Raw genomic sequence first — 26,069 nt, 5'->3', positions numbered from 1 at the left:
CTGCGGGGCTATATCCTGACCGGGTTTCCCTGGGCGATGCTGGGTTATATCTGGAGCGAAACACCGGCGGCGCAGCTTGTTGCCTTTATCGGCTCTTACGGGCTGACCCTTTTGACGTGCCTCGGCTGCGCCTCGGCGGCCAGCCTCTGGCCCCGCCGGGGCCTCTCGGCCGGGGCGCTGGTGGCGAGTGGCGGTGCGCTGACGCTGCTGGGGCTGTTGGTGCTGGCGCCGGAACGCAACGCGCCGGCCGGTGCCCCGGTGATCCGCATTGTCCAACCGAACGCACCGCAGGATCAGAAATGGGATCCGGCGTTCGCCTATGGTTTTTTTGACCGTCAGATTGCCTTTACCGCAGCCCCCGGCGCGCCGGATCTGACCATCTGGCCGGAAACATCGATCCCATGGGCCGCCGCGCCGAGGGATCCTGCGCTGGTGCAGATATCCCAGGCGGCAGAGGGGCGGCCAGTGGTGATCGGCGCGCAGCGTACCGAGGGGATCCGGGCCTATAATTCCCTGTTGGTTCTGGGGGCGGGCGGGGTAATCAACACCATCTATGACAAGCACCATCTGGTGCCTTTCGGCGAATACATCCCCTTTGGCCGGTTGGCACAGGCCATCGGGCTGCGCAGCTTTGCCGCGCGTGACGGATATGGGTTTTCACCCGGACCGGGGCCGCAACTGATTGATCTTGGCCGCTTTGGGCGCGCCCTGCCGCTGATCTGTTACGAGGCGGTGTTTCCCCAGGATTTACGCGGCACCGACCGGCCCGGCTGGTTGTTGCAGATCACCAATGACGCCTGGTTCGGCACCTTTGCCGGACCACAGCAACATCTGGCGCAGGCCCGCCTGCGGGCCATTGAACAGGGATTGCCGATGATCCGGGTGGCCAATACCGGCATTTCGGGGGTGATCGACGCCTATGGCCGGTTGCGCCGCCATATCCCCTTGGGGCAGGCGGGTTTTCTGGATGTCACACTGCCCCCGGCGCGCGCCGCGACCCCTATTCCCGCACAGGTGATCTGCCGCTTGCGGTGTTGCTGTTTGTCTTGTTGGGGGGCTTTTCCTTGGGGCGCGACGGAATGGCGATTGAACCGGCGGCGCGACGGGTGTAATCGCCACGCCTAATGCCCGCGCAACGGCTTCCTGGCGCGTCGGGTGCAATTTGAATGGAGCACGTCCCATGACCCGTCAATCCTATACGTTCACTTCGGAATCCGTGTCCGAAGGCCATCCTGACAAGGTGTGCGACCGCATCTCGGATGCCATCCTCGACGCCCTTCTGGCCGAAGAACCCGAAGCGCGCGTTGCCTGCGAAACCTTTGCCACCACCAACCGTGTGGTGATCGGCGGCGAAGTGGGGCTGAGCGATCAGGCCAAGCTGAACGATTACATGGGGCAGGTGGACAGCATCGCGCGGGCCTGCATCAGGGATATCGGGTATGAGCAGGACAAGTTTCACCACGAAACGGTGGAAATCACCAACCTGCTGCATCAGCAATCGGCCCATATTGCCCAAGGCGTGAATGCCGCCACCAACAAGGATGAAGGCGCCGGCGATCAGGGAATCATGTTCGGTTTCGCCACCCGCGAAACGCCCGAATTGATGCCCGCGCCGATCCATTACGCCCACGCGATCCTGCGCCGTCTGGCCGAGGTTCGCAAAGACGGCACTGAACCGACCCTGCGCCCCGACGCCAAATCCCAGCTTTCCGTGCGCTATGAGAACGGCAAACCGGTGGGGGTGAGTTCGATCGTCCTGTCCACCCAGCACGCCCATGAGAGCCAAAGCAGCGCCGACATTCGCGCCATTGTCGAACCCTATATCCTTGAGGTGTTGCCCGAAGGCTGGGTCGATGCCAACACCGTCTGGCATGTGAACCCAACCGGCACATTCGTGATCGGTGGTCCCGATGGCGACGCGGGCCTGACCGGGCGCAAGATCATCGTCGATACCTATGGCGGCGCGGCCCCCCATGGCGGCGGCGCGTTTTCCGGCAAAGACCCCACCAAGGTGGACCGTTCAGCGGCCTATGTGGCGCGCTATCTGGCGAAAAACGTGGTGGCGGCGGGGATGGCCGACAAATGCACGATCCAGCTTTCCTATGCCATCGGGGTGGCGCGGCCCCTGTCGATCTATGCCGATACCCACGGCACCGGCGATGTTGACCCCGAGGTGATCGAACAGGCCATCACCCGGGTGATCGACCTGACCCCCCGTGGCATCCGCAGCCATCTGAACCTGAACCGCCCGATCTATGCCCGCACCGCCGCCTATGGCCATTTCGGCCGCGCGCCTGACGCCGATGGCGGATTTTCGTGGGAACGGACGGATTTGGTCGAGGCGCTGAAAAAGGCGGTCTAACATTTCGACTTTACATCGAAACATCACAGATCGCTTTTCGCGTTTGACCGAAGGGAGAGGCCGCGAACAAGCGTTTCAAGGTCAGGTCGAAACGCTATAGCCTTCAGAGCATGGGGATCAGGTATAGCCCCAGCAGCATCAGGCAAAACAGGCCAAGACAGAGATTGAACCCGCCGCGCCATGACGGCGCGGTGGCAAGCCCCAGATAGCGCGCCAGAATCAGCCGTGCCTTCAGGAACGCCAGTATCAGAACCAGCGCTCCGGTAAGTCGCCGGTCAAATCCGCCAGTAACCAGTTCGGCCACAAGGGTTGTCAGACCGCTTAGCACCAAAAGTGCGATCCAGGCGCGGGTGAGGGTGTTGAGGCGCGTCATCATCAGGCCAGCAGATAGATCACTGGAAACAACAACACCCAGACCAGATCGATCATATGCCAGAAGGCCGCGCCGGTTTCGATGTTTTCAATGGAATCGCGCCAGGCGATCAACAGCAACACGACGATCCCGGCAATCACATGGGCCGCGTGGAACCCCGTCAGCAAGTAATAGAACATAAAGAACGGGTGGGTGTCGTAATCGATCCCCTGCGCGGCCTTGTCGGTGTATTCGATCCCTTTGATGACAAGAAACACCACCCCAAGGATCGACGCGCCCACAAGGCACAGCCGCGCGGCGGTGCGCCGGGCCGCCATGCGCAGGTGCAGAGCCTGCGCAGCGAGATATCCGCTGGTGATCAGAACGACGGTGTTCAGTGCGGCACCAACCCGGTGCAGGTGGGTTTGGGCCTCGGCAAACCCTGCCGGATCGGTAAGGCGCACGGCCAGAAACGCGGTCAGACCGGCGCCAAAAATCAGCAATTCGCTGACGATCAGCACCCACATCATCAAATCGCCGGGCAGTTCCTCAAGCAGGCTGGGGGGTGTTTGTTGGCTCATGGGGGCTTTGCGTTGCTGGCTGGAAGGAAGGGGTGCCACCGTGCTTGCGGCACCCGATCGTGGTTTGGTCAGTTCTTTTTGTCGTGGGCCATGTCCATCCCGTGACCAGAGTGATCCATCGCCTTGCCGTTCGCAGGGCGGTCTTCGACGTTGAACACAACATCCACCGAACCGGCCTTTTCAAACACGAGGGTTGCGGGGATTTTTTCGCCGGTTTCAAAGGGTTTGCCGTTCAGACCCATGAACATGATGTGATACCCGCCGGGCGCCATGGTGATGGTTTCGCCCGGGGCGATATCAATGCCATCCACATGAATCATGCTGGCCACGTCGTTGTTCATTTCGGTGGTATGGATCTGGATACGGGGAAAATCGCCCTTTACCTCGATCAGGCGGTCGGCGGTATCGCCGTTGTTGGTGACGCTCAGATACCCAGCCCCGGTCTTGGCGGTGATCGGGGTGGCAAAGGCCATGGGGTGGCCGATGGTAAGATCGCCAACAGTGAATTCATGGGCGGTTGCCGGGCCACCAAGGGCGACGGCGGCAAAAAGCGCAGCAATGCGCAGGGATTTGGTAATGTTCATGTCATGTCTTTCTGCGGTTGGCCAATGTCGGCCGGATTGATCTGTTTGAACGCGATGTCAGATCAATCCGCAGGGGGCGCGCGGGGCGTATGGCGCAGCCTGCGCGGTGCAGGTTTGAGACGAGGCCGGAACGGGCGCTGCGTGATACGGCGCAACGTAACGCTGTTGCGGACTGTCAGAGCAGGGGCTTGCGGCATCAATGCAGCACCCACCAGACGGCAGGCATCACAGCCCTGCGTGCGCAAATGGTGGGGTGATTTCGGATCACCGCAGAAATCATCGACAGAGCCGCCTGCCGCCACAAAAGCGGCAAGGGCCAGATCGTCGGTGGTGATCGGGGCGCGGTGGGCAAAAGCCGAGGCCGCCAACGCCAGCGACACCACAGCGGCCAGCCAAAGGCGCAGGGCAACACGGGCGATATGGGCCACAGGGTGTTTCATGGCCGTTGGTCTAATGTGGCACCAGGGGGCGCGCAAGCCACGACCGCATGGCAGAGTGCCGCAGCGATTGCATCCTGCTGCGCCGCCCCCTATCACCCCGCCCCATGGAAAATCGCAAACACCCCTCAGGCGCGCCCTGGCGCAATTTTTATGGCCGGTTCAAGGGCAAGACCCTGCGCCCCAGTCAACACACCTATCTGGCCGAAGATCTGGCACCGCTGTCCCCCGGCGCGGTCAGTTGGGAGGACAACCCCGAGCGCACCTGCCTTGATCCCGCTGCCATTCTGGAGGGGCGGCCCCTGTGGCTGGAAATCGGCTTTGGCGGCGGCGAACATCTGGTGCATCAGGCGCAGGGCAATCCCGATATTGGCCTCATCGGCTGTGAACCGTTTGAAAATGGCGTGGCGATGGCCCTTGGTAAAATCCGCAAGACCGGTGTGGGCAATATTGCCATCCACCCCGGCGATGTGCGCGACCTGTTCGATGTGTTGCCCGATGCCTGCATCGAACGTGCGTTTCTTCTGTACCCCGACCCATGGCCGAAAAAGCGCCACCACCGGCGCCGCTTTGTAACGTCCGAGCATCTGCAACCCCTGGCCCGTGTTCTGACGCCGGGGGCGATTTTCCGCGTCGCCACCGATATTCCCGATTATGTGCGCCAGACCTTGCAAGAGGTGCCGCGCGCCGGGTTCGAATGGCTGGCCGAGGGGCCCGAGGATTGGCGCGAACCCTGGGCCGACTGGACCCGGACACGCTATGAACAAAAGGCCCTGCGCGAAGGTCGGGTGCCCCATTACCTGACCTTCCGGCGGAAACTGGCCGAGGGCACCGGGGCGGGCGAAATCTGACTTTGTGATTTGCCGGGGCCGGGGTAATTTGGCGCTATTCAAAGCTGCCATTTTATCAACCCTTCTTTTTACGGATTCCCGTCATGCGTCGTCACCTTCCGTTTGTTATCTTTGTTTTCCTGCTGCTGCCTCTGGCCGCACTGATCTGACCTGTCAGCCCATGGGCCATTTGCGCCTTGCACCCCCGTGGCGCGGGGATAGTATCCGCGCGATTTCAGCGAGCGGATAAAGGATACGGCATGGCAGGCCACGGCGCGGCAATTCCAATGACATCACACCCTTGCGGGGCGCTCGGCGGCACGGCGCATGTGCCGGGGGACAAGTCGATCTCGCACCGGTCGTTCATTCTGGGCGCGCTTTGCGTGGGCGAAACCCGGATCACCGGCCTGCTGGAAGGGCAGGATGTGTTGGACACCGGGCGCGCCATGCAGGCCTTTGGCGCCGGGATCACGCGCCACGATACTGGCGATTGGTCGGTGCATGGCGTGGGCGTCGGCGGCTTTGGCGAACCGGACAACGTGATTGATTGCGGCAATTCCGGCACCGGTGTGCGGCTGATCATGGGGGCCATGGCCACCACGCCCATCACGGCCACGTTTACCGGCGATGCGTCATTGAACGGGCGGCCCATGGGGCGGATCACCGATCCCATGGCGCTGTTCGGGGCGCAGGCCTTTGGGCGCAGCGGCGGGCGGTTGCCGATGACGCTGGTGGGGGCACCCGAGGCGGCCGGGGTGGAATATACCGTGCCGATGCCCTCGGCGCAGGTGAAATCGGCGGTGTTGCTGGCGGCGCTGAACGCCCGGGGCGAAACCCGCGTGATGGAACGCGAGGCGACCCGCGATCATACGGAACGGATGCTGGCGGGATTCGGCGCCGACATCAGCGTTGAAACTGCGCCCGAGGGGCGAGATCATCACCCTGCAAGGCCAGCCCGAGTTGCGGCCGCAGGCTATCACCGTGCCGCGCGATCCCAGTTCGGCCGCTTTTCCGGTCTGTGCCGCGCTGATTGTTGAGGGGTCCGACGTGCTGATCCCAGGCATCGGGCTGAACCCCACCCGCGCCGGGCTGTTCACCACCCTGCGCGACATGGGAGCCGATCTGACCTATGAGAATGAACGGATCGAGGGCGGCGAACCCGTGGCCGATCTGCGCGCCCGGTTTTCGCCCGATATGAAAGGCATTTCCGTGCCCCCCGACCGGGCCGCCAGCATGATTGACGAATACCCGATCCTGGCCGTGGTGGCCTGTTTTGCCGAAGGGCGCACCGAAATGCGCGGGGTGAAAGAATTGCGCGTGAAAGAATCCGACCGGATTGATGCCATGGCAAAAGGCTTGCGCGTCTGTGGCGTCGAGGTTGAGGAAGGCGCGGATTGGTGGATCGTGACGGGGCGCGGCCCCGGCGGCGTGCCGGGCGGTGCCACAACCGAGGCGCGGCTGGATCACCGGATCGCCATGTCGTTCCTGATTTTGGGCATGGCCGCGCAAAATGCGGTGTCAGTTGATGACGCCGGGCCGATCGCCACCTCATTCCCGATCTTTGAAACGCTGATGGGGGATTTGGGCGCGCAGCTTGTGCGCGCAACCGCTTGAACCCACGCACGGTTTGGCATAGCAATAAAGACCCGAAAGCGGAGCGTTTCATGGCATTCACGGTGGCAATCGACGGCCCGGCGGCCAGCGGCAAAGGTACAGTGGCGCGCCAGATCGCGGCGCGTTATGGCTTTGCACATCTGGACACCGGGTTATTGTATCGCGCGGTTGGCCAGCGGGTACTGGAGGGGGCCAAGCCGGTAGAAGCGGCCGAAACCCTGTCGCCGGAAGACCTGAAGCATCCAGGTCTGCGGGGGGCCGATGCGGCACAGGCAGCCAGCCGTGTGGCGGTGGATCCGCAGGTGCGTGCGGCGCTGCTGACGTTTCAGCGCGCCTTTGCGCGCCGCGCGGGCGGGGCGGTTCTGGACGGGCGCGATATCGGTACGGTGATCTGCCCTGATGCAGACGTTAAGCTGTTCATCACCGCCAGCGACGCCGTGCGCGCGCGCCGCCGTTACGACGAACTGCGCGCGGGTGGTGCCGATACATCGTTCGAGGTCGTGCTGGCCGATCTGCGCCAACGTGACACCCGGGATCAGGCTCGCGCCACGGCACCTTTGCAGCCCGCCGATGATGCGTTTCTGATTGACACCTCGCAGATGGATATCGCTGCGGCCATCGCGAGCGCAATCGCCGTGATCGAAAAATGCCGGGCCGATTGAGGCCGCCCCTTAGTATTGAGCGCAGGACCGGGGCGCTGCCCCGGACCCCGGAGTATTTGAATCAGTAAAAAGCCGGGTCCGCACCTTTCACTTTTTACTGATCCAAATACTCAAATCGGTTCATCGGCGCCGGGCGCGGCGTTTGATCGTGGGCTCTCCCTTGCCATTCCGCCCGTCGTGGCCTATACGCGCGCCTGTCGAAGGGGCGATCACAGTCCCGGGCAGAGGAATGCAGGGTCGGGTTTGCCGGCCCTTGTTTTTTTGCATCTGACCAATGGAACCCAAAGACCGGCGGAGACAACCGTTCGGCCAGCAAAATGACCCAAAGGACCATACGCCACATGAGCGCATCCGCATCCATGGAGGAATTCGAAGCCCTCCTGAACGAAAGCTTCGAAATTGACACGCCTGACGAAGGTTCGGTTGTCAAAGGCAAGGTTATAGCCATCGAGGCGGGCCAGGCCATTATCGACGTCGGCTATAAGATGGAAGGCCGTGTCGAGCTGAAAGAATTTGCAGAACCCGGCGAACAACCCAACGTACAGGTTGGCGACGAAGTCGAAGTGTTTCTGCGTCAGGTTGAAAACGCCAAGGGCGAGGCCGTCATTTCCCGTGAAATGGCCCGTCGCGAGGAAGCCTGGGATCGTCTGGAAAAGGCATATGCCGACGAGGACCGTGTCGAAGGCGCGATCTTTGGCCGGGTCAAGGGCGGTTTCACCGTCGATCTCGGTGGTGCTGTTGCCTTCCTGCCCGGCAGCCAGGTCGATGTGCGCCCGGTGCGCGATGCCGGTCCGCTGATGGGGCTCAAGCAGCCGTTCCAGATTCTGAAAATGGACCGTCGCCGTGGCAACATCGTTGTGTCGCGCCGTGCCATTCTTGAAGAATCCCGTGCCGAGCAGCGCGCCGAGGTTATCGGCAATCTGACCGAAGGTCAGGCGGTTGATGGTGTGGTGAAGAACATCACCGAATACGGTGCGTTTGTTGATCTGGGCGGCGTTGACGGCTTGCTCCATGTCACCGACATGGCGTGGCGTCGGGTGAACCACCCGAGTGAGATTCTGTCGATCGGTGAAACCGTCAAGGTTCAGGTCATCAAGATCAACAAGGAAACCCACCGTATCAGCCTTGGCATGAAGCAGCTTCAGGATGATCCGTGGGATTCGGTCGAGGCGAAATTCCCGCTGGAATCATCCCACACTGGCCGCGTGACCAACATCACCGACTACGGTGCATTTGTTGAACTTGAGCCGGGCGTTGAAGGCTTGGTCCATGTTTCGGAAATGTCCTGGACCAAGAAGAACGTGCATCCCGGCAAGATTGTTTCGACCTCGCAAGAGGTTGAGGTCATGGTTCTGGAAATCGACCCCGCCAAGCGCCGTGTTTCGCTGGGTCTGAAACAGACCATGCGCAACCCGTGGGAAGTGTTCGCCGAAACCCATCCCGAAGGCACGCAGGTCGAAGGCGATGTGAAGAACATCACCGAATTCGGTCTGTTCGTCGGATTGGACAACGACATCGACGGTATGGTTCACCTTTCCGATCTCAGCTGGGATCAGCGCGGCGAAGAGGCGATCCAGTCCTATCAGAAGGGCGATGTCGTGCAGGCGGTTGTCACCGAAGTGGACGTTGAGAAAGAGCGGATTTCGCTTTCGATCAAGGCGCTGGACGACAGCTTTACCGGCGCAACCGAGGGCGTGAAGCGCGGCTCGATCATCACGGTCACCGTGACCTCGATCGAAGATGGCGGCGTTGAAGTGGAATATGAAGGCGCGAAATCCTTTATCCGCCGCTCTGACCTGTCGCGCGACCGGGCCGAACAGCGCCCCGAGCGTTTCGGCGTGGGCGATCACATTGACGTGCGTGTCACCAATGTCGATCAGAAAACCCGCCGTCTGGGCCTGTCGATCAAGGCCCGCGAGATCGCAGAAGAGAAAGAGGCCGTGGAGCAATACGGTTCTTCCGACTCGGGCGCATCGCTGGGCGATATCCTTGGTCGTGCGCTGAAAGGCGAAGACTGATCCATCGCTGATCTGACCATTTGAAATGGCACCTCGCGGCGCAGGCCGCGGGGTGTTTTCGTTTCGTCAGGGTGCGAGATCATCGGTGCCGCAGGGGCGGATCGACCGGCATCAATCGGCACATCTGTGCGGATCACAGCCGACGTATGGGCAATTTCCCACTTGAAACAGCCCGTTAGCCCGAAATTTTGGCGCAACCCGGGCAAGGCTTTTGTTCCCCGCGCGAAATTTATCTCTTATAGTCCAGGGGCAGGCGCCAAATGCGCAGGCACGGCCAAACGACGCCACAGGGGGAAACCGTATGATCCGATCCGAGTTGATTCAGAAGATTTCGGATGACAATCCGCATCTCTATCAGCGTGACGTGGAACGCATCGTAAATACAATCTTTGAAGAGGTGATTGCCGCCATGGCCCGGGGCGACCGGGTGGAACTGCGCGGTTTCGGGGCCTTTTCAGTCAAGAAACGGGATGCCAGAGTGGGGCGGAACCCACGCACCGGAGAATCGGTGCATGTCGAGGAAAAGCACGTGCCGTTTTTCAAGACCGGCAAGCTGCTTCGCGACAGGCTGAACGAGGAATAGATCCGTTATGCGTTACATCCGTTATGCTTTTTTGCTCGCTCTGGCGATTTGCCTTGTCGTTGTGGCGCTGGCCAATCGGGGCATGGTTACGCTGCACCTGTTGCCGGTGGAAATGGCGGGGTTTCTGGGGCTGAGCTGGACGGTGACGCTGCCGCTGTTTCTTGTCATTCTGGGCGGGATTTTGGTGGGCGTTCTGGTTGGGTTCGTTTGGGAATGGCTGCGCGAGCATAAATTCCGCGCCGATGCCCGGCGCCAGCGTCGCGAGAAGGAAAAGCTTCAGCGTGAGATGAAACAGATGTCGACGCCTCCGGCCCGCAATGGCGACGATGTGCTGGCACTGCTGAACCAACCCAGCACGCCGCGCTGAGCGATGGCGGACAGGAGGGTCAAGATCTGCGGGCTGACGCGGCTTGCCGATTTGCGTGCGGCGCGTGATGCCGCCTATGTTGGCTTTGTGTTTTTTGCGAAATCGCCGCGCAATATTTCCCTTGAGGATGCTGCGTCCTTGGCCACCGACGTGCCGGTCGGGCAATGCAAGGTGGCGCTGACGGTTAATGCCGACGATGATATGCTGGATGCGCTGTTGGGTTCGGTTCCCATCGACATGTTGCAGCTTCACGGCGCTGAAACGCCTGAAAGGGTGGCCCAGGTGCGCGCGCGGTTTGGTCTTCCGGTGATGAAAGCGGTCGGCATCGCGGATGAGGCCGATCTTGCCGCGCTGAGCGAATATGGCCGGGTGGCCGATCAGGTGCTGGTTGACGCAAAGCCCCCCAAAGGCGCGGCCCTGCCGGGCGGCAACGGGTTGTCGTTTGACTGGCGGTTGCTGGCGGGGCGGCGTTGGCCTGTGCCATGGATGCTGGCCGGTGGGTTGACCCCGGCCAATGTGGCCGAAGCGGTACGCCTGACCGGCGCGCGGCAGGTGGATGTATCGTCCGGAGTCGAATCAGCGCCCGGTATAAAAGCCCCGGGCCTGATCGCGGAATTTATCGCGGCGGCGGGGTGATCGGCGATGCCGAGGCGTGCGCCCGTACCCTGTTGTACCTGACCACCAATGCCAGCCGCCCCCGTGGCCGGTCATTTTATGAAAGGCTTGGCTTTACGCCTTCGCGCATAGGCTTTAAACGCGATCTGACTTAGGTTTTGGGGGTGCGGCATGGGCGATCTTTTTAACAGTTTCATGAAAGGCCCCGACGAAAATGGCCGGTTTGGCGATTTCGGCGGTCGGTTTGTGAGCGAAACCCTGATGCCGCTGATCCTGTCCCTTGAGGCCGAGTATGAAAAGGCCAAGACGGATGACAGTTTCTGGGCCGAAATGGACGATCTGTGGGAACATTACGTGGGCCGCCCCAGCCCGATGTATTTCGCCGAGCGCCTGACCGACCATCTGGGCGGCGCCAAGGTGTATTTCAAACGGGACGAGCTGAACCACACCGGGGCGCACAAGATCAACAACGTGTTGGGCCAGATATTGTTGGCGCGGCGCATGGGCAAGACACGGATCATTGCCGAAACCGGCGCGGGGCAGCACGGGGTTGCCACGGCCACTGTTTGCGCGAAGTTCGGCTTGCAATGCGTTGTTTACATGGGCGCCCATGACGTTGAACGGCAATCGCCCAATGTGTTCCGCATGAAGTTGTTGGGCGCCGAGGTGGTGCCGGTGACATCCGGGCGCGGCACCCTCAAGGATGCGATGAACGACGCCCTGCGTGATTGGGTAACCAATGTGCGCGATACGTTTTACTGCATTGGCACGGTTGCCGGGCCGCACCCATACCCGGCCATGGTGCGCGATTTCCAAAGCATCATCGGCAAAGAGGCAAAGGCCCAGTTGCAGGCGCAGGAAGGCCGTCTGCCAGATACGATCATCGCGGCCATCGGTGGCGGGTCCAACGCCATGGGGCTGTTTTACCCTTTCCTTGATGACCAATCGGTTAACATCATCGGGGTCGAGGCGGGCGGTAAAGGCGTGAATGCCAAGATGGAACATTGCGCCTCGCTCACGGGCGGTCGGCCCGGGGTGCTGCACGGCAATAAAACCTATCTGTTACAGGATGATGATGGCCAGATCCTTGAGGGATTTTCAATCTCGGCGGGGCTGGATTATCCGGGGATCGGCCCCGAACATGCCTGGCTGCATGATATCGGGCGGGCGCAATATGTGGCGATCACCGATGCCGAAGCGTTGGAGGCGTTCAAACTGTCCTGCGCGCTGGAAGGGATCATTCCGGCGCTGGAACCCTCGCACGCCTTGGCGCATGTGATGAAAGTCGCGCCGGAATTGCCCCGGGATCATATCATCTGCATGAATATGTGTGGGCGCGGCGACAAGGATATTTTCACCGTCGCCAAACACCTCGGCTGGGATATGAACGCCGGCGGTTAAGGTGCGATGGGCAGGGTGAGAAACACCACCGTGACCATGCGGTTGCCATCGGCGGTGGGGCCATAGATTTCATCAAGGATGCGTTTCAGCCCCGCATGGGTGCGGGCATCGGAATCGTGCTCAAGATCCAGAATGCCCTGCGGAATATCGGGCAGATCGCAATAGAACATCCCGGTGATTTCAGCGGTGATCGGCCCGTCGCGCCCGTCGATGGCCAGACTGTCACCGATCCGGGCCAGCTTTGCCCACTTGTCGCCATGGCGCACGGTGATGTTCAGACCGGCGTGAAAGGTGGGGTTCACGAATGTCATATTATGAATGTTTGACATGGGTTTAGGGCCTTGTCCGGAGTGTTATTGTCGCATTTTTGCAAGTGCATTGCGAGGTAAAGCGCCCGCGCGGTCAAGGGAAAACCGACGACCGCCATTGATGGTCAGTTTCTGGCGCGTCCCGGGGTGGTGGAAACGTCAGGATATTAAATAGGTATTTACAATACCTATTAAGGGGTTTAGTCAAAGCCTCACGCAGCATACCGCAGGAGGCGGCTATGGATGGCACCACCGCAGACAACCCCACGATCAATTCTGCCCGCCCCGAGATGACCCGCGCGATCATGGCCGAAACCGGGCTGAGCGAGCCGGTTCTGCACGATTTGGTACACCGTTTTTATGCCAAAATCCGCGCCGATGACGTGCTTGGCCCCATTTTCAACGCCCGCATCGCCGATTGGGCGACGCATCTGGACAAGATGGTGTCGTTCTGGTCGTCCGTTGCCCTGATGACGGGGCGCTATCATGGGGCACCGGTGGCGGCCCATACCGGCCTGCCGGTCGCCTGGGCGCATTTTGACCGCTGGCTGATGCTGTTTGATCAAACGGCCCACGAGGTATGCACCCCCGCCGGTGCCGATCATGTGACCGAGCGGGCCAGGCGGATTGCCCGCTCGCTGCATATGGCGGTGCAAGACACACTACCAGATGTGCCCGAGCTTTGCTGATTCATGAGAGAGACCCGATGACTGACCAAAATGACACCCCCGGCAGCTTTGCGTCGCCCCCTGCATGGCCCACGAGGTGGACCCGACCTATTTCGACCCGCTTGCCGTTGACCCGGATCAGGCGCGTGATGTCGCCCGGTGGCGCAAGGCCGAGCGGAAACGCCTGCGCGCCGCCCGGATCGAAATGACCGTTGCCGCGCGGCACGAGATCGCGGCGCGGTTGGCAGATCATCTGGCCGATCTGCTGACCGCGCGCTTTGATGGCGCACGAGGACGGATCATGTCGTTTTACTGGCCGATCAAGGCCGAGCTGAACCTGCGTCCGCTGATGGTGCAACTGCACGAACAGGGGGTGCAGATCGCCTTGCCGCTGGTTGAAACCAAGGCCGCGCCGCTGGTTTTTCGCCGTTGGACCCCGGACACGCAGATGGTGCGCGGCGACTGGGACATCCCCGTTCCCACCTCGGAATCCGAGGCGGTAATCCCCGACATCACCCTGGCGCCGCTGGTCGGCTGGGATGCTGCGGGATTTCGCCTGGGGTATGGCGGGGGGTATTTTGACCGGACGCTGGCGGCGTTGGCGCCCCGGCCTGTTGCCATCGGCGTGGGGTTTGACGCGGCACGCCTGCCCACGATTTTTCCGCAACCTCATGATATTGGGCTTGATTTCATCGTCACCGAGGCGGGTGTCAGGGTCGAGAAAGACAGATCATGAGCAGCACGGCAGAATTGATGCGCGAATGGCGCGGCCCGGCGATTTTCAGCTTTGGCTTTCGCCCGTTCTTTCTGGGGGCCGGAATATGGGCCGTGGTTGCCATGGCGCTGTGGGTTCCGATGCTGGCCGGGGCGGTGGACCTGCCGACGCGGTTTGATCCGGTCAGTTGGCACGCTCATGAATTTCTGTTCGGCTATCTTGCGGCCGTGGTGGGTGGGTTCATCCTGACGGCGGTTCCCAACTGGACCGGGCGGTTGCCGATTGTTGGCTGGCCTTTGGCCGGGTTGTTCGCACTGTGGGGCGCGGGGCGGTTGGCGGTGTTGTGCGGGGCGCTGATGCCGCCGCTGGCGGTGGCGCTGATTGATCTGTCGATGCCCGTCGCCCTTGCCGCAGTGATCGCGCGTGAAATCGTGGCGGGCAAAAACTGGCGCAACCTTATGGTGCTGGCGTTGATCGGCGTGTTCACTGTGGGCAATGGGGTGTTCCACTGGGAGGCGGCGCGGGGCGATTATGCGGCGCATGGGTTTGGGCTGCGCATCGGGTTGGGCGCGGCGATGATGATGATTTCGGTGATTGGCGGGCGGATCGTACCATCGTTCACCCGCAACTGGCTGGTGAAACAGGGGGGCGGGCGGTTGCCGGTGCCGCCGATGCAGAAGTTTGACAAGGTGGCGCTGTTGTTGCTGTTGGTGACATTGCTGACCTGGGTCGTGGCCCCCGAGGCGGCGTTGACCGGCGTGCTTTTGCTGGCGTCGGGTGTGGCACAGGGTGCGCGGTTGGTGCGTTGGGCGGGGGATCGGACGTTGGGTGATCCGTTGGTCTGGGTGCTGCATCTGGGTTTTGCCTTTTTGCCCCTGGGGGCGCTGGCCATTGGCGGTGAGATTCTCTGGCCCGGTCTGTTGGGCGCAGCGGGGGCGCAACATTTGTGGATGGCGGGTGCCGTTGGCCTGATGACGCTTGCGGTCATGACCCGCGCCACCCTTGGCCATAGCGGCGCCGCGCTGCGCGCAGGGCGTGGCACGTTGGTGGTTTATCTGCTGGTGGTGGCAGCCACGCTGACCCGCTGCGCTGCCGGCATCTGGCCCGCCGGGGCCGAGCATCTGTACCACCTGGCGGGGCTGGCGTGGATTGGGGCTTATGGAACGTTCGTGGTGCTTTATGGCCCGCTTTTGATGCGGCTGCGCCCGGCGCGGTTCTGATCGCCATTGATCTTGTCGCGGGCCTGCGCGACACATGGGCATGGCGGATCGGGATCACAAAGTGTTGCGCGGGGACAGTGGCGTTTTGCTGCGGGTCGGCAATGGCACCGCTATAGGATATGATGGCACGGGGTTGATCCTGCGCCTGTCTGACACCGTGGTTGATGAATTGCGCGGTCGCATCGGCGTGGCGCCTGCGGGTGACGCGCCGTCGTCGTGGATTGATCCGGCGCAGGTGGGCGACATCGACGCCTGGAATGTCACCCGACAGGGCGAGTGGCATCACTTTGATGCACAGCTTCCCGGCTATCCCCATCCCCGCCGGTTTCGCCGCCCCGTCACCGGGGGCCATGTGGTGGCCGAGGCGGCGGGGCCGCTTTTGGCGGTGCTGTCCATTGGCGGCGCACGCCGGGCTTGGGCGATATCGGGGCAGGCGGCCATGGCGGCCCATGTGCTGTGCCCCGGTGATGATGTGGGGCCGGTGGGCGTGGCCGGGGTGGAACCGGCACAGCCCACGGCGGCGCTGGAACGGGTGCGCGAGGTAACGCTTGATACGCTGGTGGCCGATGCAATGCTGGCCACGCGCCGCGCACAGGGCCGCGCCTTGCCGTTGATCGTGACCCGCGCCGAAACCGATTGCAGCATCACCGCGATGGCGCTGGCCGAAGGTGCGGCCATGGGCAATCTGGAACAGGCCATCGACAATGTGGTGGCGGCTGCGGCGGCACTGGGTGTGGCCCCCCGGATTGCGGCCATCGCCATTGATTATGGCGCCGAGGACGTGGTGAGCGATTTTGACGCCTATGTTGCAGGCATTCGCGCGGTGATGACCCGGATTTCCCGCAAACTTGCCGCGCTTGACCTGCACGAACCGGTGTTCGTCATGCGGGCCGATGAAACCGGGGCGCGGGTGCGTGAACATTGGCATCTGGCTGTGTTTCCGGGCGATCACCGGTTGGTGTTTTCGGCCCCCGGCTATGCCTTTGCGTTTGATGAAAATCACCGCCCCACCCTCGCCGCAATGCCCGCCATGGCCATGGCCGAGGCACAGGCGATTGACGCCACTTTGGCGCGCGAGCTGTGGCATTGCCCCCGGTTGTTGCTGGCCGAGACCGAGGCGCCGGGGCGGGTGCGGGTTATCACCGATGCGCTGACCCCACTTACGTTGGACAATGGCGCGGATCATGGGTTCACCATGGGCGACGCAGGGGCGGTCACCGGGGTGCATGTCGCCGGGGATGATGACCGTGCGCTGATTGTGACCCACGATGCGGACCCGGGTGCATTAACCCTTCAGTATGCCGTTGGCCGCCCCGGTGCGCTGCGCGATGAACAGGGTCGTTGGGCGCTGCCCGCCATTTTGCCGGTTGGCCGATGCTGAGCCTTGAGGGATATCTGCCGCAGGGGGCGCTGTTAAATGGCGCGACACAGCCGATCTCGCAGGTGATGGAGGCGGCTGGCGCGCTCTGGTTCAGTTTTGACGCTGCGCTGGCCGATCTTGACAGTGACATCATCACCGGATTGCACAGCCGCACGGGCCAAAACCACGCCCGCCCGACCGAGGCGAACACCGGGAATGGCCGCCTGACCCGGCACCGGGGGGCGGATGTTCTGGTGACACAGGCGCGCACCAACTGTGGTTTCGTGCTGAGCGAACGGGTGGATTGCGCACTGATGGGCGTGGCTTGTGTGTTTGATGCGCCGGGGGGCAATGGCGAAACCCTGTGGTGTGTCGATGCCAAAAAGGGCAACAGCGGCATCGTGTTATCCGAACAGGGCGGCGTTCTGCGCCTGAGCGACCGGCGTGGCGAGGATGAGCTGACCTGCCCCCTGCCCCCGGGCAGCGGAATGCAGGTGGCATTTGCCACAGTCACGCCCGGGGATCTTTCGTTGCTGGTGGGCGAAGGGGCGCCCGTTACCGGCCCGTTGCAAGGCAGCTTTGCGCCGGGGCCTTGCGATGTGTATCTCGCCTGTCGACGCGGGCGGCAGGGGTTGTTGAACACCTTGGGGGATCTGCGGCTGGGCGATGTGATTCTGTTTCCGGGGCGCGATATTTGCGCCTCCGATGCGCAGCCTCTGCGCGACCGGCTGCGCATCTATGCCAACGAGGTGTTTCATGGGGTTTGATCGCGAAAGCGTGGCGGGCGACAACATCGTGGTGATCTGGATCGACGATCTGATCGACGTGTTCACATGGCGCAATGCCTACGGTGTGCCGATCCTCACTCCGAACCTTGATTCGCTGATGGGGCAGGGGGTGCGGTTTTCCAATGCCTATGCCACCGTACCCCTGTGCGCCCCTTGTCGAGCCGAGCTGACAACCGGGCTGTCGCCGTTTCGCACCGGGCTGGTCGATCTGAACCGGCTGTGGCGCGATGTTCTGCCCCCGACCGAAGCCTGGCAATATGACCTGCGCCGCGCCGGGTTTCGCACCTTTACCACGGGCAAGACCGACGGCAATTATAACCCCATGCCCGAGGAATATCGTCGGGTTCTGTTTCATCACGATCCAAAGGCGCAGGCCTTTGGCAAACGCACCGGCCATCGGGTGTATCTGGAAAAAGGGCCGGGGGTGCGCAGTTTCAACGCCCCGGACGATGATGGCAGCCTCGATCATAAACTCTATGATTATTGGGTGGCGCAGAACGGGATTGACCATCTGGGCACGCTGGACCCCGGCGAGCGGCACCTGATCCAGCTTGGGTTCAAACACCCCCATTACGATCTGGTTTGCCCTGACCGGTTTTACCAGATGTATGACGTGGATAAAATCCACTGGCCCCGCATCGCCGCGCCCGAAGATTTCACCGGGCCGCAGGATGGCATGGCGATCTATGAAAACGCCTATATCGTGACCGGGCAATTCACCCCCGAAAAGGCCGGGCCAGAGGCGTGGAAACAGGTGGTGCGCGGGTATTTTGCGGCGTGCAGCCACATGGATCATGAATTGGGCCGGTTTCTTGATGCCCTGCGCGGCTCATCCATCGCCGATAATACCACGGTGGTCTTGCTGTCGGACAATGGGTTCAACCTTGGCACCCATGACAGTTTCCACAAGATGAGCCAGTGGGACAGCGCCGCCCATGTCCCCCTTGGTATCTGGTCGCCCCGGATGGAGGGCGGGCGCGTGATCGACTTGCCGGTGTCGCTGCACAATCTGCCGAAAACCATCCTTGATCTGGCCGGTTTGCCACCGCGCAGCCACTGGGCGTCTGGTCAGAGCATGCTGCCCCTGCTGGATAAGAGTTTCGGGGGCTTTGACAGCACGAAATCCCCGGTGACCTGCGTGTTCGGCACGCTTTCGGTGCGCCCCTCGGTCGAGGGGCTGACCCATTTGCGATACTTCCGCTATCCCAATGGCGAAGAACACGTTTACGACGTGGTCAGCGACCCGGGCGAAACGCGCAATCTGGCCGAAACCACCCCGTTGGCGCAACTGCGCGATGAGTTGATCCGCGGCGCGCTGGATCTGGGGCTGGATCTGCGCGGGCTGGCCGACCCGGCGAATGGCGTGAATGCAATGATGGCGGTGGATGGCACCGTGGTGATGCAGGGCGGGGTGCGTGACAACGATTACTGGGCTTACGGCGCGGATGCGGAAAAGATCGACGAACAGGCCGATGGCGGCCATGACACCCTGTGGTATATGGGCGGGCCGGATGATTATTTGCTGCGCCTGCCTGCCAACGTTGAAGCGGTGCGCATCGCCACGGTGCAATCGCGGCTTGAATCCGACACAACCACCCAGAAAACCATCCGCATCGTCGCGCATCCCGACAGCCCGATCCATTTCGAAACCTCGGAACGGGTGACGGTGGAAATGGTGGGCAGCAACGGTGACGATGTGATGATCGGCCCGAAATACGACGGCGCCACCTTTCATGGCGGGGCAGGCAACGACCGGCTGATCGCGCGGTCGGGGCGGGGAAAATCGGTGCATCACTTCTATGGCGGGGCGGGCGACGATTATCTTCAGGGCGGGCAGGGCAAGGATATTCTGGACGGGGGCACCGGTGATGACACGATCATCGGTGGGAACGGCAAGAACCGGATTTTCGGCGGCCACGGCAATGATCAAATCACCGACGGCGAGGGCAATTCGCAAATCCACACCGGCCCCGGGCGCAATTCTGTTGTGTCCCTTGGCGGCGATGATACGATTCATGTGGGTAGCGGTGAAAATGATCTGACCGGCGGCCCCGGGGCCACCTGTTACCGGGTGGCCTATGGCGGGGTGGTGCGCATTCACGATTTCGGGGCAGGCGACCGGATTGAACTGATTGACTGGCCGGCCCCCGCGCAAACCACGCAGCGGGGCGATGATTTCGTGATTGCGCTGGGGTTGTCGCGGATTATTCTGATTGGCAATTCGGGTATCACCGAAGGGCAGTTGAGCCGTGGGGCAGGCGCCCTTGTGTGACCGCCCGTCTGCGCGCTAAACGGCCCATGAACAGCGCGGCACCGGAACCACCCATGGTGCTGCCGTGTTAAGCCAGAACAGGCCAAAGGACGCGTTCATGATGCCACCTGCATCCCCGATGCCGGACGAATGTAGCAATGCCAAGGATGCCGATGGCTCCGCCCCGGATACAGGGGGTGGGCCGCAGCGTCCGGTGCGCCTGATCGTCGAACAACTTGACGGGCTAAGCGGCGGCGAAACAGTATCGCTGGGCGAGATCATACATACATTCGGGCGCACGTCGTTTCTGCCGATGATGTTGGTTCCTGCACTGATGCTGGTATCACCCCTGAGCGGAATTCCCTTGTTTTCCTCATTTTGCGGGCTTTGGATTGCGGCTGTGGCCCTGCAACGGGTGGCACAGCGTGACCGGCTGTGGTTGCCCGGCCTGCTGACCCGGCGCGAGATCAGCGGCGCGGCCCTGCACCGGGCGGCCAAGCGGCTGCACCGGGTGGCCGATTGGCTGGATCGCAATTCCCGGCCCAGATTGCGCCTGCTGGTCATGCCGCCCTTCAATGTGCTGGCCTATCTGCTTTGTGCGTTGGCGGGGCTGACTATTCCGTTTTTTGAACTGGTGCCGTTTTCGTCGTCGGTTCTTGGTATGGTGGTGGCGTTGGTGGTGGTGGGCCTGTTGGTGCGCGACGGGGTCTATCTGATCGTTGCGCTGGGGCTGGTGGCGCTGGCGGCCAGCATCCCGGCCTTTGTGATGACACAGGTGGTCAACTAGGCCCGAACCCACACCCTGCACGTCACGCGGCCCTTGTGATAAAGGGCTTTGCGCGTTATGCTGCGGCGCAGCAACGCAAGGAGTGCCTGAGCATGGCCGGGAAAGTCATTACTGTCGCCCAGCAAAAGGGTGGATCGGGCAAGACGACCATCGCGGCCAACCTTGCCGTCGGGCTGACCCGGGCGGGGGCCACGGTTGCCCTTCTGGACACCGATCCGCAGGGGTCGCTGGGGCGCTGGTTCATGGCGCGGCGGGGCGATGGCATTGAAGACATGGAATTTTCCACCGCCAGCGCTTGGGGCGTCGGGTATGAATGCGAAAAACTGAAGAAGGTCAGTGATTTCGTCATTCTGGATACACCGCCCAAGGTCGATGCCGATTTACGCCCGGCCCTGCGGATCAGCGATCTGGTGATCGTGCCGGTGGCGACAAGTCAGGTCGATGTCTGGGCGGTGGAATCAGTGCTGGACCTGGTCGAACGGGAAAGCCGCACAGCGTTGGTGGTGTTGAACCGATTCAAATCCGGCACCCGCGTGGGGCAGGATGTGACGGCGGCCGTGGGTGAGATGAACGTCGCGCTGGCCGAAACCACCCTGGGCAACCGGGTGGTGTTTGCCGAAACCCTGGGCCTTGGGCGCGGGGTGCAAGAGCGCGGCAAGGGGGCAGCGCAAGACGAGGTTGATCGTTTGGTTGCCGAGGTGCGCCGCCATCTGGGATAGGGCGGCGCAAAAGGGCGCGCAACAGGATGCGCGCCCGAAACTCTGTTTCCGGTCAGGCGTTTATGCCAGTGCCAGATTGATCGCGCTTTCGCGGCCGTCACGGCCGGCTTCGATGTCAAAGGTCACTTTCTGATCGTCGCGCAGGCCGGTGAGACCCGAGCGTTCGACAGCCGAGATATGGACAAAAATGTCCTTTCCGCCGGTGTCGGGGGCAATGAAACCATAGCCCTTGGTAGTGTTGAACCATTTCACGGTGCCGTTGGCCATACCGTGTTCTCCTTCAGCTTTCTTATGCTGTTCGCGGAAGTGCAACAGCGTGGCTAAGTCAGTGCTGGATCGAATGCGCTGTAGCCGTGGCGGAAAGCAGGCGGGGTCGATATAGATGACGTCGCAACCCCATTTTATGCCACCTTTCGAATTTTCGGTAAAGATGTTTTCGTGATATTTTCCCTGCGACCCATCGTCCTGCCCCTTTGCGCCGGGACGGTGCAACAAAAAACCGGCCCAAAGGCCGGTTTGATGTAATTCATGGGCGGGGGTGACCCCCACCAAGGCGGTGAGGCTTACGCCAGAGCCAGATTGATGGCGCTTTCGCGGCCATCACGGCCAGCTTCGATGTCGAAGGTGACTTTCTGGTTGTCGGCCAGGCCGGTCAGGCCGGAACGCTCAACTGCCGAAATGTGAACGAAAACGTCCTTGCTGCCGCCTTCGGGCTCGATAAAGCCGAAACCCTTGGTTGCGTTAAACCACTTCACGGTGCCATTGGCCATCGTGTGTACTCCTGTCTATGCCACCCGCAACATGCGGTGGCCCGGCTTGGTCAGTGCTAAATCGAGTACTGTGCCGTGCGTGCAGAGAACAGTGGCCGAAAGAGAAAGAACGTTCGCAAAGGCCATATGGGGCCTTTGGGCCAGAATTGCAATCATTTTCGTGTGACGGACCCGGGCGTTCCGGCACATTTCTGCCGCGTTTCTGGCGGTTTTGCGCGCCGTGCGCTGCGTTGCCTGCCGGATATCGGGCGCTGTTTCATTGTCCGGCCTGATAAAGCGGCACGGTGGAAATGGCCATTTTGGCCGATCCATCCTGTACGTCGCGGGCATGCGAGATATAGATCAGCGTCTGGTTTTCTTCATCGAAGATGCGCTTTACCTTCAGGGATTTCCAGATCACCGAGCGCCGCTCGGAAAACACCGATTCGCCTTCTGCGCTGCGATCAATATCACCGATCTCGATCTTGCCGGTTTGACGGCACGAGATTGACGAGTTCGACGGATCCTCAAACCAATTGCCTTTTTGCAACCGGTCAATCAGCCCGCGGTCGAAATAGGCCACGTGGCATGTGACGCCCTTTACCTCGGGATCGGAGAACGCCTCGATGATGATATCGTTGCCCAGCCAATCAACATCGACATTGCCCACCTCTTTTGCGTGGGCAGGCAGGGCGCAAATGAACAACAGCAAACACAGGTGGCGCATGGGAAATCCTTTTGTGGGTCGAGGCCTAACGCGACGACCCACGCCCGGGTTCCCCGGCTTTTGCAAAGGTGCGTTAGCTGATCTCCTGGCCATCAATCTTGTATATTTCGATCGAGACATTGCCGTTTGCCAATTCGTGGCGCAAGGCGTTCACCTTGCGGCCCACGGACCATTCCCCGTTGGCGACACCGCCCACTCCGCCGCTCAGCCCCTTGGAGATGTTCGCCGGCCGCTCCAGTTTCTGCCAGATGTGGTGGGCATCGCTTGACCCCAGCCAGAGCGCCTTGGTGTCGCTCATTTTGGGGTTCGCATAGGCGGTGTCGGCGGCGATTTCCAGATATCTGTGGGGCGGCAGCCCGGCCCGGTTGGCCGGGGGATTGCCTGCGATAACACCGGTCAGAATTTGACGCGACGCGCCGTTCCAGCCGATCGCGGCATGGGCAAGGGCCGTGACGGTTGCGCCCATCTTGCTCTGAAGCGCATCGTAATCCTTGCGCTTTATATCGTAGATGAAAAATTGACCGGCCATGATATTTCCTTTGGTTCGAAGGGGCAGTCGCGAAAGATTTGAAAATACAGAAACCCGCAGACTGGCAATGGCGCAATGTTGGTCGCATTTGCGGCGCCGATCAAGGCAGGGAAACCTGACCCAAACCAAAACCGCCGCGTAATTGCGGCGGTTTGGAAGGCTCTCTCACATGCACTGACGTTGAGGATATACCTGATTTTGAGGTGCTGCGGTCTGGCCTTGCACAACCCATAGCACATTTCGCCCGAGTCGGAAATAGCCGAAGCAAAGCTCACGAACTTTGTGATTTTCACCGGCGCAGGCGACGGCGCAGGGCGTGTTTGATCCGGTTGGCCAGAACATCGGGGCCGAACCGAAGCAAGGCCAGCGCCCGATCAGACATGTCCCCGGCCCGTGGCAGTGCGTGCAACACGACATTTTCGCTGAGGCAGGAATAATGCGGGCGATAGCGGGGCCTTACATCCGCCTTGCGGGTGCCGCCGGTGAACTGAAACCCGATATCATCAGGCCAGAGAAACGCGACCTTTGTGGTGGCGGGCGATGATGCAATCGCGCGCGTAAACATCTTTGGCCCGGTTACATTGAACACACCCGATGACCCGATTCCCTCGTGGTTGGCCCGATAGCCTGCAATGCGCGAAATCATGGAGGCCGCGATATGCGTTAGCATTTTATCGCCGGCAGGGGCGGCAAAGAAGCATTGGGAAATCAGGTTCTTGTTGCGCGAGCGGAATTGCGCAGGTGCCAGCGCGCGAAAATTGTCGACGGGGAATTTTTCGGGGCGCAACACCGACAAACAGCGGTGATGCGATGTAATGGTCGAAAGCGGCACGGTTATTCTGCTTTTGGCATCAAGATAAATGCCACCGTGCAACAGTACCGCATAATAGCGAAAGAAATCGGCCTGCGCGACACCGTAAGAAGGATTGAGCGCGTCATAGGCGGCAATCACATCGGCGCCGAAATTGTCGGCGATCAGACGCCGCCGCGCCCCTGCATCATAGAACCGACAGTCGAAATCGGGATTCCCGGCCTGCATGAAAAGAACGGAATCCTTTATCGATTGAGGTAAAGGATCCCATTCTTCTTCGGTCTGATGCAGGATTTTCGGTATCATCGGGGATACGGCTAGCGGACGAATTTCTTGAATTTCACCCGCTTGGGTTCCAGGGCATCGGCGCCAAGACGGCGTTTCTTGTCCTCTTCGTAATCCTCGAAATTGCCTTCGAACCATTCCACATGTGCGTCGCCCTCAAACGCGAGGATATGGGTGCAGATCCGATCAAGGAAGAACCGGTCGTGGGAAATGACCACGGCGCAGCCGGCGAAATCGACCAGCGCATCTTCCAGCGCACGCAGGGTTTCGACATCAAGGTCGTTGGTTGGTTCATCCAGCAGCAACACGTTGCCGCCCGCCTTCAGCAGTTTGGCCATATGCACCCGGTTGCGTTCGCCGCCCGACAGCATCGCGACCTTTTTCTGCTGATCGCCGCCCTTGAAGTTGAACGCCGAACAATAGGCGCGCGAATTCATCTGCGCATCGCCCAGTTGGATGATCTCGGCGCCGCCGGTGATTTCCTCCCACACGGTCACGCCGGGATCGAGCGCGTCGCGCGACTGATCCACATAGGACAGATCGACCGTTTCGCCGTATTCCACCGTGCCTGCATCGGGCGTTTCCTGCCCGGTCAGCATCTTGAACAGGGTGGTTTTACCGGCGCCGTTGGGGCCGATCACCCCAACGATGCCACCCGGCGGCAGGGCAAAGGACAGGTCTTCGACCAACAGCTTGTCGCCCATGGCCTTGGTCAGGCCCTCGACCTCGATCACCTTGTTGCCCAGACGCTGACCATTGGGGATGATCATTTGCGCGCGGGTCAGTTTGTCACGCTCGGATTGACCGGCCAGTTCGTTATAGGCACTGATTCGGGCCTTGGATTTGGCCTGCCGCGCCTTGGCGCCCTGACGCATCCATTCCAATTCGCGCTCAAGGGTTTTCTGGCGTGACTTATCTTCTTTCGCTTCCTGGCTCAGGCGTTTGGCCTTTTGTTCCAGCCAGGAAGAATAATTGCCTTCCCATGGCACACCGCGCCCACGATCCAGTTCCAGAATCCAGGATGTGATGTCGTCAAGGAAATACCGGTCGTGGGTGACGATCAGGATTGTGCCTTTGTAATCAATCAGGTGGTTTTGCAACCAGGCGATGGTTTCGGCGTCAAGGTGGTTGGTCGGTTCATCGAGCAACAGCATATCCGGCGCTTCGAGCAGCAGTTTGCACAGGGCGACGCGGCGCGCCTCACCACCGGAAAGCGAACTGACGGCGGTATCGTCGGGCGGACAGCGCAGGGCCTCCATGCTCACGTCGATCTGGGCGTCGAGATCCCACAGATTCTGGGCGTCGATTTCATCCTGCAAGGCGGCCATCTCATCGGCGGTTTCGTCAGAATAATTCATCGCCAATTCGTTGTAACGATCCAGAATCGCCTTTTTCGGGGCCACGCCCAGCATGACGTTTTCACGCACGTTCAGCGCCTCGTCCAGCTTTGGCTCCTGGGGCAGATAACCGACCTTGGCCCCTTCCGCCGCCCATGCCTCGCCGGTGAATTCCTTGTCCATGCCGGCCATGATTTTCATCAGGGTCGATTTACCGGCGCCGTTCGGGCCGACGACACCGATTTTCACACCGGGCAGGAACGACAGGCGAATGTTTTCGAACAGCTTCTTGCCGCCGGGGTAGGATTTGCTCACGCCGTCCATGTGATAGACGTATTGATAGGCTGCCATGGGGGTGCTCCGCTAATGGGGTTTTGCCGTGGTTTACTTGGTCCGGCGGGCGGGGGCA

At 61.3% G+C, this 26,069-nt stretch carries 28 protein-coding genes, 1 pseudogene and 1 riboswitch; of the genes and pseudogenes, 18 read left to right on the top strand and 11 right to left on the bottom strand.

The window, feature by feature from the left end; all coding sequences use genetic code 11:
• Window positions 1-36 precede the first annotated feature (36 nt).
• Both lnt and metK read left to right on the top strand, forming a co-directional pair.
• On the top strand, window positions 37-1,125 hold the full coding sequence (gene lnt, locus AC0L7P_RS17120; protein WP_473433805.1) for an apolipoprotein N-acyltransferase: 1,089 nt from the start codon (window positions 37-39) through the stop codon (window positions 1,123-1,125).
• Window positions 1,125-1,174, top strand: a riboswitch (SAM-SAH riboswitch). It overlaps the preceding gene by 1 nt.
• A gap of 6 nt (window positions 1,175-1,180) precedes the next feature.
• Window positions 1,181-2,362, top strand: coding sequence for a methionine adenosyltransferase (gene metK, locus AC0L7P_RS17115; protein ID WP_473433804.1), 1,182 nt, complete (start codon window positions 1,181-1,183; stop codon window positions 2,360-2,362).
• Window positions 2,363-2,465: 103 nt separating this feature from the next.
• Here the strand turns inward: metK and AC0L7P_RS17110 are convergent, their stop codons facing one another.
• The 4 genes from AC0L7P_RS17110 to AC0L7P_RS17095 form a co-directional block, all read right to left on the bottom strand.
• Window positions 2,466-2,738 (bottom strand): cytochrome C oxidase subunit IV family protein, encoded by a 273-nt coding sequence (locus tag AC0L7P_RS17110; protein ID WP_473433803.1) that lies wholly within the window; start codon window positions 2,736-2,738, stop codon window positions 2,466-2,468.
• Entirely contained in the window at window positions 2,738-3,295 is a 558-nt protein-coding gene (locus tag AC0L7P_RS17105; protein ID WP_473433802.1) for a cytochrome c oxidase subunit 3, read from the bottom strand. Before AC0L7P_RS17105 ends, AC0L7P_RS17110 begins: the two co-directional genes overlap by 1 nt.
• A 68-nt stretch (window positions 3,296-3,363) precedes the next feature.
• Entirely contained in the window at window positions 3,364-3,879 is a 516-nt protein-coding gene (locus AC0L7P_RS17100) for a copper chaperone PCu(A)C (protein ID WP_473433801.1), read from the bottom strand.
• 62 nt (window positions 3,880-3,941) lie between these two features.
• A complete protein-coding gene (locus AC0L7P_RS17095; protein ID WP_473433800.1) occupies window positions 3,942-4,319 on the bottom strand; it encodes a hypothetical protein in 378 nt (125 codons plus the stop codon).
• A 104-nt stretch (window positions 4,320-4,423) separates the two neighbouring features.
• Here AC0L7P_RS17095 and trmB point away from each other — a divergent pair, with 104 nt between their 5' ends.
• The 8 genes and pseudogenes from trmB (at window position 4,424) to trpB (ending at window position 12,406) form a co-directional block, all read left to right on the top strand.
• The gene (trmB, locus tag AC0L7P_RS17090; RefSeq protein WP_473435495.1) at window positions 4,424-5,167 is read left to right on the top strand and encodes a tRNA (guanine(46)-N(7))-methyltransferase TrmB; all 744 of its coding nucleotides are present in this window, start codon (window positions 4,424-4,426) and stop codon (window positions 5,165-5,167) included.
• A gap of 239 nt (window positions 5,168-5,406) precedes the next feature.
• Window positions 5,407-6,760: pseudogene (gene aroA / locus AC0L7P_RS17085) on the top strand (3-phosphoshikimate 1-carboxyvinyltransferase).
• Between the two features lie 50 nt (window positions 6,761-6,810).
• Entirely contained in the window at window positions 6,811-7,422 is a 612-nt protein-coding gene (locus tag AC0L7P_RS17080; RefSeq protein ID WP_473433799.1) for a (d)CMP kinase, read from the top strand.
• Window positions 7,423-7,739: 317 nt separating this feature from the next.
• Entirely contained in the window at window positions 7,740-9,440 is a 1,701-nt protein-coding gene (gene rpsA, locus AC0L7P_RS17075; RefSeq protein ID WP_473433798.1) for a 30S ribosomal protein S1, read from the top strand.
• 301 nt (window positions 9,441-9,741) lie between these two features.
• Complete coding sequence (gene ihfB, locus AC0L7P_RS17070) at window positions 9,742-10,023, top strand: integration host factor subunit beta (RefSeq protein ID WP_473433797.1); 282 nt, start codon at window positions 9,742-9,744, stop codon at window positions 10,021-10,023.
• 7 nt (window positions 10,024-10,030) lie between these two features.
• Window positions 10,031-10,390 carry a LapA family protein gene (locus AC0L7P_RS17065; RefSeq protein WP_473433796.1) on the top strand — a complete coding sequence of 120 codons (360 nt, stop codon included), beginning with the start codon at window positions 10,031-10,033 and terminating at the stop codon, window positions 10,388-10,390.
• Window positions 10,391-10,393: 3 nt separating this feature from the next.
• Window positions 10,394-11,026 (top strand): phosphoribosylanthranilate isomerase, encoded by a 633-nt coding sequence (locus AC0L7P_RS17060; protein WP_473433795.1) that lies wholly within the window; start codon window positions 10,394-10,396, stop codon window positions 11,024-11,026.
• Between the two features lie 150 nt (window positions 11,027-11,176).
• Complete coding sequence (gene trpB / locus AC0L7P_RS17055) at window positions 11,177-12,406, top strand: tryptophan synthase subunit beta (RefSeq protein WP_473433794.1); 1,230 nt, start codon at window positions 11,177-11,179, stop codon at window positions 12,404-12,406.
• Here trpB and AC0L7P_RS17050 read toward each other — a convergent pair.
• A complete protein-coding gene (locus AC0L7P_RS17050; protein ID WP_473433793.1) occupies window positions 12,403-12,735 on the bottom strand; it encodes a hypothetical protein in 333 nt (110 codons plus the stop codon). The two genes, trpB and AC0L7P_RS17050, sit on opposite strands and share 4 nt — an antisense overlap.
• A 218-nt stretch (window positions 12,736-12,953) precedes the next feature.
• Here AC0L7P_RS17050 and AC0L7P_RS17045 point away from each other — a divergent pair, with 218 nt between their 5' ends.
• The 8 genes from AC0L7P_RS17045 to parA all read left to right on the top strand — a co-directional run bounded on the left by AC0L7P_RS17045 (window position 12,954) and on the right by parA (window position 21,222).
• Window positions 12,954-13,403, top strand: a complete 450-nt coding sequence (locus tag AC0L7P_RS17045; protein WP_473433792.1) for a group III truncated hemoglobin — start codon at window positions 12,954-12,956, stop codon at window positions 13,401-13,403.
• Between the two features lie 64 nt (window positions 13,404-13,467).
• Window positions 13,468-14,118, top strand: coding sequence for a 5-formyltetrahydrofolate cyclo-ligase (locus AC0L7P_RS17040; protein WP_473433791.1), 651 nt, complete (start codon window positions 13,468-13,470; stop codon window positions 14,116-14,118).
• Window positions 14,115-15,317 carry an NnrS family protein gene (locus tag AC0L7P_RS17035; protein ID WP_473433790.1) on the top strand — a complete coding sequence of 401 codons (1,203 nt, stop codon included), beginning with the start codon at window positions 14,115-14,117 and terminating at the stop codon, window positions 15,315-15,317. The genes AC0L7P_RS17040 and AC0L7P_RS17035 overlap by 4 nt, the downstream gene beginning before the upstream one ends.
• A gap of 34 nt (window positions 15,318-15,351) precedes the next feature.
• Complete coding sequence (locus tag AC0L7P_RS17030; protein ID WP_473433789.1) at window positions 15,352-16,698, top strand: hypothetical protein; 1,347 nt, start codon at window positions 15,352-15,354, stop codon at window positions 16,696-16,698.
• A complete protein-coding gene (locus AC0L7P_RS17025; protein WP_473433788.1) occupies window positions 16,692-17,444 on the top strand; it encodes a hypothetical protein in 753 nt (250 codons plus the stop codon). The genes AC0L7P_RS17030 and AC0L7P_RS17025 overlap by 7 nt, the downstream gene beginning before the upstream one ends.
• Window positions 17,434-19,737 carry a sulfatase-like hydrolase/transferase gene (locus AC0L7P_RS17020; RefSeq protein ID WP_473433787.1) on the top strand — a complete coding sequence of 768 codons (2,304 nt, stop codon included), beginning with the start codon at window positions 17,434-17,436 and terminating at the stop codon, window positions 19,735-19,737. The genes AC0L7P_RS17025 and AC0L7P_RS17020 overlap by 11 nt, the downstream gene beginning before the upstream one ends.
• A gap of 97 nt (window positions 19,738-19,834) precedes the next feature.
• Window positions 19,835-20,503 (top strand): exopolysaccharide biosynthesis protein, encoded by a 669-nt coding sequence (locus tag AC0L7P_RS17015; RefSeq protein WP_473433786.1) that lies wholly within the window; start codon window positions 19,835-19,837, stop codon window positions 20,501-20,503.
• Window positions 20,504-20,595: 92 nt separating this feature from the next.
• Window positions 20,596-21,222: a ParA family partition ATPase gene (gene parA / locus AC0L7P_RS17010; protein WP_473433785.1), complete on the top strand. Its 627-nt coding sequence runs from the start codon at window positions 20,596-20,598 to the stop codon at window positions 21,220-21,222.
• Window positions 21,223-21,282: 60 nt separating this feature from the next.
• On the opposite strand, the gene AC0L7P_RS17005 is transcribed toward parA, so the two are convergent.
• The 6 genes from AC0L7P_RS17005 to ettA all read right to left on the bottom strand — a co-directional run bounded on the left by AC0L7P_RS17005 (window position 21,283) and on the right by ettA (window position 26,011).
• On the bottom strand, window positions 21,283-21,489 hold the full coding sequence (locus tag AC0L7P_RS17005; protein ID WP_473435494.1) for a cold-shock protein: 207 nt from the start codon (window positions 21,487-21,489) through the stop codon (window positions 21,283-21,285).
• 296 nt (window positions 21,490-21,785) lie between these two features.
• Window positions 21,786-21,992 (bottom strand): cold-shock protein, encoded by a 207-nt coding sequence (locus AC0L7P_RS17000; protein ID WP_473433784.1) that lies wholly within the window; start codon window positions 21,990-21,992, stop codon window positions 21,786-21,788.
• Between the two features lie 256 nt (window positions 21,993-22,248).
• Window positions 22,249-22,698: a CreA family protein gene (locus AC0L7P_RS16995; protein ID WP_473433783.1), complete on the bottom strand. Its 450-nt coding sequence runs from the start codon at window positions 22,696-22,698 to the stop codon at window positions 22,249-22,251.
• Window positions 22,699-22,771: 73 nt separating this feature from the next.
• Window positions 22,772-23,227 (bottom strand): hypothetical protein, encoded by a 456-nt coding sequence (locus tag AC0L7P_RS16990; RefSeq protein WP_473433782.1) that lies wholly within the window; start codon window positions 23,225-23,227, stop codon window positions 22,772-22,774.
• 289 nt (window positions 23,228-23,516) lie between these two features.
• Window positions 23,517-24,266, bottom strand: a complete 750-nt coding sequence (locus tag AC0L7P_RS16985; protein ID WP_473433781.1) for a glycosyltransferase — start codon at window positions 24,264-24,266, stop codon at window positions 23,517-23,519.
• Window positions 24,267-24,355: 89 nt separating this feature from the next.
• Entirely contained in the window at window positions 24,356-26,011 is a 1,656-nt protein-coding gene (ettA, locus tag AC0L7P_RS16980) for an energy-dependent translational throttle protein EttA (protein ID WP_473433780.1), read from the bottom strand.
• Window positions 26,012-26,069: the final 58 nt, after the last annotated feature.

Source organism: Oceaniglobus sp. K40-3 (assembly GCF_055808395.1).
The sequence above is the reverse complement of the archived record's forward strand: the minus strand, read 5'-3'. Positions and strand labels throughout refer to the sequence as shown.